The organism is Tateyamaria sp. (genome assembly GCF_059783535.1).
This window is the reverse complement of sequence record NZ_JBYNDP010000202.1, coordinates 1-4,871: the sequence shown is the minus strand read 5'-3', so window position 1 is coordinate 4,871 and position 4,871 is coordinate 1. Positions and strand designations below refer to the sequence as shown.

7 protein-coding genes and 1 pseudogene are annotated in these 4,871 nt (G+C 59.0%); 1 reads left to right on the top strand and 7 read right to left on the bottom strand.

Annotated features, from left to right (window positions below; genetic code table 11):
• The 5 genes and pseudogenes from AC6RA8_RS21245 to AC6RA8_RS21225 all read right to left on the bottom strand — a co-directional run.
• Positions 1-185 (bottom strand): annotated as a pseudogene (locus AC6RA8_RS21245) (NADH-quinone oxidoreductase subunit C); the annotation flags it as partial.
• A 9-nt stretch (positions 186-194) separates the two neighbouring features.
• Entirely contained in the window at positions 195-728 is a 534-nt protein-coding gene (locus tag AC6RA8_RS21240; protein WP_500355665.1) for a NuoB/complex I 20 kDa subunit family protein, read from the bottom strand.
• Complete coding sequence (locus tag AC6RA8_RS21235) at positions 725-1,090, bottom strand: NADH-quinone oxidoreductase subunit A (RefSeq protein ID WP_189369881.1); 366 nt, start codon at positions 1,088-1,090, stop codon at positions 725-727. Before AC6RA8_RS21235 ends, AC6RA8_RS21240 begins: the two co-directional genes overlap by 4 nt.
• A 150-nt stretch (positions 1,091-1,240) precedes the next feature.
• The gene (locus AC6RA8_RS21230; protein WP_500355662.1) at positions 1,241-2,032 is read right to left on the bottom strand and encodes a GAF domain-containing protein; all 792 of its coding nucleotides are present in this window, start codon (positions 2,030-2,032) and stop codon (positions 1,241-1,243) included.
• 164 nt (positions 2,033-2,196) lie between these two features.
• On the bottom strand, positions 2,197-2,478 hold the full coding sequence (locus AC6RA8_RS21225) for a DUF1330 domain-containing protein (protein WP_500355660.1): 282 nt from the start codon (positions 2,476-2,478) through the stop codon (positions 2,197-2,199).
• A 126-nt stretch (positions 2,479-2,604) separates the two neighbouring features.
• Between AC6RA8_RS21225 and AC6RA8_RS21220 the strand changes: the two genes are divergently transcribed.
• Positions 2,605-3,483, top strand: a complete 879-nt coding sequence (locus AC6RA8_RS21220; protein ID WP_500355658.1) for a LysR family transcriptional regulator — start codon at positions 2,605-2,607, stop codon at positions 3,481-3,483.
• Here the strand turns inward: AC6RA8_RS21220 and AC6RA8_RS21215 are convergent.
• Complete coding sequence (locus AC6RA8_RS21215; protein WP_500355656.1) at positions 3,480-4,265, bottom strand: crotonase/enoyl-CoA hydratase family protein; 786 nt, start codon at positions 4,263-4,265, stop codon at positions 3,480-3,482. The two genes, AC6RA8_RS21220 and AC6RA8_RS21215, sit on opposite strands and share 4 nt — an antisense overlap.
• 16 nt (positions 4,266-4,281) lie before the next feature.
• Positions 4,282-4,871: hydroxymethylglutaryl-CoA lyase (locus AC6RA8_RS21210; RefSeq protein WP_500355654.1), on the bottom strand; the 590-nt coding region annotated here is incomplete at its 5' end.

Sequence of the window (4,871 nt, the reverse complement as noted above, 5' to 3'; positions counted from 1 at the left end):
CCGGTGATGTCCACGAGCGACGAGAAGCGGCAGGTGCTGTCGGAGGTGATGAACTCGACAAAGCCCGTCAGGCTGGTTGGAGCAACATCCACGTTCAGCTCGCCATGGGTCACATCCCAGGACAATACGCAGTCGGGGCGCTTGGCTTCAAGATAGGTGCCAAGTTCGGTCATTGCTTCGGACATGGGCTCTCCTTACCGGACGATGGTGCCGGTGCGGCGGATTTTGCGTTGCAGCTGCATAATGCCGTAAAGCAGTGCTTCGGCTGTGGGTGGGCAGCCGGGGACGTAGACGTCGACCGGGACGATGCGGTCGCAACCGCGCACCACGGAATAGCTGTAGTGGTAGTAGCCACCGCCATTGGCGCAGGAGCCCATGGAGATCACGTAGCGCGGCTCGGGCATCTGGTCGTAGACCTTGCGCAGAGCAGGTGCCATTTTGTTTGTGAGCGTGCCCGCCACGATCATCAGGTCAGACTGGCGTGGAGAGGCACGAGGCGCCGTACCGAACCGCTCAAGGTCATAGCGCGGCATGGAGGTGTGCATCATCTCGACCGCGCAGCAGGCCAGACCGAATGTCATCCAGTGCAGCGAACCGGTGCGCGCCCAGTTGATGATGTCGTCGGTTGACGTCAGCAGAAACCCCTTGTCCTGCAGCTCGGCATTCAGGGCCTGGGTCGCGTGATCCTTGTCGCCGCCAGCATAGGCGGGACCGGCTGTATCCGTCATTGCCATTCCAGCGCCCCCTTCTTCCACTCATAGGCAAAGCCAATGGTCAGGACACCAAGGAACACCATCATGGACCAGAAACCGGCCATGCTCACATCCTGGAAGGCAACGGCCCAGGGGAACAGGAACGCAATCTCGAGGTCGAAGATGATGAACAGGATCGACACAAGATAGAACCGCACATCAAACTTCATGCGTGCATCGTCAAACGCGTTGAATCCGCATTCGTAAGCCGACACTTTTTCAGGATCCGGGTTGCGCACAGCAAGGACCACAGCAGCTAGGATAAGGACAAGTCCGAGGCCGATGGCGACGGCCAGAAAAACGAGAATGGGGAGATACTCCCGCAACATCTCTTCCACGTTGGGCTCCTTTTCTTGGCGCGAGCGTGAGTGCGCCAGGTCAAGTGGCAGGATTGGCTGCCAATGGGTTTACGCGTGCCACCCGGCAGGGTCAATAAAGGCAGGTGCAGGAAGTCGCGGAAATTACCGGGTGATTTCGACGCAGCGTCTTCAGATAAATGTGATCGACGCGTCGCTCCGGCTCCACTCGGCGAGCGTCAATCCTTCCTTTGGCGCGTAGAGCTGAACATGCAGTGCCTGGCTTGGACGACCGGGCGCGCTGACCGATACTGCACCCGACCTTGCGCCATCACTGGCAAGCCGCTGCGCGACGTGAGGAAGTGCCAGCAGTTCCTGATATGTAAGCGCCAAATCCGCGCGCAGTGCCGCATTTGCAAAAACCAATTCACCTGCATCATTGTGAACGGTGATGGCTTTGCCGCTTGTCTCGGCAAGTGTGGTCAGGATTGCGTCGTTTTCGGCCAGTGCATCACTCAGCGCCTTTTGCTCATATCGCAGCATGAGCCGCTCAATCTTACTGCCGATCAGATCAGCAATTGTCTCGAGATAGGCGAGCTCGTCGTCACTCCAGATGCGTGGCGCATTTGAAAGCACGCACAGGGCGCCGATGGGGTCGCCTTCGTTCAATCGAACAGGCACGCCAAGGTAAGCACCGATATTCAGGCTTGTCGTAACCGGCGCGTGGCGCCAGCAACTGTGGTTTGGAACGTCAGCAACACGCAGCGGCGCCCGGATTTGCATGGTGTACGTGCAGATCGTGTCTTGCGCAGCAAACAAGCGATCTTCGAGCCGCGTTGACCTGGTCGAATGACCCAAAGCAAGGATCGCGTCGTCTTGTCGTACACTGATCAAGCTTGTTTGGCCGTTCAGCTTTGTTTTTACGGCGCGCGCAAGTTTGTCAAACTCATCCATATGGCTGAAATCAAATGCAAAATCTGCCATCTTCCGGGATCCATTGCGCAATCTGTCACGCGCAATATAGCGCAGCCTACTCAATGAGAAATATCGAAATATTGACCTAAGGTAAAACAAAATCAAACCGAAGGGCTGGCCGGCCCTTCGGACTGTTTGCTTGTGTCCAACGATTGCTGCGACACACGCGATGATCACATCAGTATGATGTCCGAACTGCCGCTGGCGCGTCTCAATTCATGTATGCTTTGCAATTCTGGGTCAGCTTTCCATGCTTCGGCCGCAGCACGATCAGGAAACCGCAGAACCGCGATCACATCCGGCATCACCGGAGCGCCCTCAAGTGCAATCGGTTCAGGAGAAGCCTGCAACACTTCCCCACCATGTCGCGCAAGTGCACCGGCAGCTTGCTCACGGTACTGCGCGAGGTTTTCCGGGTTTGTGATCCGCATCATCACAACGGCATGCGTGGTCATGGTTTCCATCCTTTTCATTTTGAGCGTCCACGTATCTTGACCACAGCCACCCTGTGAGAAAAATGAGAGTATTTGCGCAAACCATGTGCAAAAACGATCGGGTGCGTCGATGCAAACGAGGTTGATATGGATTGGAACGATCTGAAATATGTTCTGGAGACTGTTCGGAACGGAGGCATAAGTGGCGCATCCCGGGCGCTTGGGGTCAATCACGCCACAGTCTCGCGCCGGATTTCGGCGGCGGAAGCGGCGCTTGGCGCATCCCTGTTTGATCGCCGCCCTTCCGGTTACGTGCCCACCCAAGCCGGTCGTGACGCCGCGCGAACGGCAGAAGCATTTGAAATCGAACATGCCAGCCTGTCGCGTGCGATTGCGGCACGCGATGTTGCACTGAGTGGTCCGCTGACCGTTACGGCCCCGCATTTGATGGTGCAATCTGTGCTCGCACCGATCCTTGGTGAGTTTGCGCAAGCTCATCCCGACATCGAATTGACCATTATCGGCAGCATCGAAACGCTGAACCTTGCGGAACGCGAGGCCGATGTGGCCATTCGGATCTCGGACACCCCTGATCCGGATTTGGTCGGGCGGCAGGTGGCTGTTCAGAAATCGGCTGTCTACGCGAGCAAAACCTATATGGCAGAGCTTGAAAGCGACCCCAATCGCGCTTTGCGGTGGTTGCGCTTCCTACATTGGCACCCGACGCCCAAGGAAGTAATGGCCGTATATCCAAATACGACAACAGCAATGGCCCTTGATGACATGGTGGCCATGTTGGGGGCGATGCGTGCCGGTCTTGGCGCCTCGCGCGTGGCGTGCATCATCGGCGATACGGATCCGGACCTTGCGCGCGTGCCCGGCCTTCCGCTTATGCCATACCTGCCGATCTGGGTGCTGACACACGCGGATTTGCGTGCCGTGCCGCGCATCGCCACCTTCACCGAATTTGTTTCAACAGCTCTGCGCAGGAAACGTTCTGCATTTGCCGGTGAGAGCGAAGGCTAGGTGCGCACCCAAGCTGCCTTGCGCTTGGCAAAGAATGCGTCGATGCCCTCCGCAGCCTCTTCGGTTTCCCAGCGCGCTTTCAGAGCGCCGATGGACGTGGCAATCGTCTGGTAGTCGATCCGGGGGCCAAACTCCCGCGCCAGCGCCTTGGCGGCGGCAACCGCACCGGGTGCGCAGCTCAGATATGGGGCCACTTCGGCCTCAACGGCTTGCATCAGATCGTCCGCCGGGACCGCCTTGGCCAAAAGGCCAAGCTCAACCGCTTCGGAAGCATCAAAGAGCCGAGACGACATGAACACGCGCCGGGCGCGCCCCTCGCCCATCCGCGCGACAACATAGGGACCAATTGTGGCCGGGATAATGCCAAGCCGAGTCTCCGTCAGACCCATCTTGATGTGATCCGCCCCGATCGCAATGTCGCAGACCGACGCCATCCCGACCCCGCCCCCAAAGGCATTGCCGTGCAAGGCCCCGATGAGAGGTTTCGGCATGGTGTTTAATGCGTGCAGCATATGCGCAAGCTTGCCGGCCTCATGCGCTCGCGTTTCCGCATCCGACTGCATCTGTTCGCGCATCCAACCCAGATCACCACCAGCGCAGAATGTTTTGCCCGCTGCAGCAAGAACGACAACACGAACGGTGTCGTCGCTGCCCAGCGCCTTGGCTGCCTCGTGCAAGTCAGCAATCATGGCCGCATTCATCGCGTTGTGCTTGTCCGCACGGTCCAGCAGCAGCGTCGCAACGCCGCGTGGATCAACAGTGATCGAAAGAGTGTCAGTCACGGTTCTTTTCCTTGCCTTATGCGGTATTGCGCATGCTACGTGCCATTTCGGCGGCTTCTTCGATCAGCGACTGATCAAGCGCGGTCTCGTATCCCAAACGCGCCAAATGCGCTGCCACCGCTTCGGTGGCGACATTGCCCGCCGCTCCCGGCGCATAGGGGCATCCGCCCAAACCACCGACGGCCGCGTCAAAGACCCGAACGCCCAGCGCAAGAGAGGCATCGATGTTGTCGAGCGCCCGTCCATTTGTGTCGTGAAAATGCCCGGCCAGACGGCCCACAGGCACCACATCGCGCACAGCAAGCAGCATGCGTGCAACCGCGTCCGGCGTGCCCTGTCCGATGGTGTCCCCCAGACTGATCTCATAACAGCCCATGGCAAACAGACGGTCCGCAACGCGCGCCACCGCGTCGGGGTCGACCGCGCCGTCATAGGGGCATTCCACCACGCACGACACATAGCCCCGCACGGGCAGATCGACGGCGCGCGCGGCATCGATGACCGGGGCAAAGCGATCCAGCGACTCGTCGATGCTGGCGTTAACGTTGGCACGCGAAAACCCTTCGCTCGCTGAGCCGAACACAGCGATCTCATCCGCACCAGCGG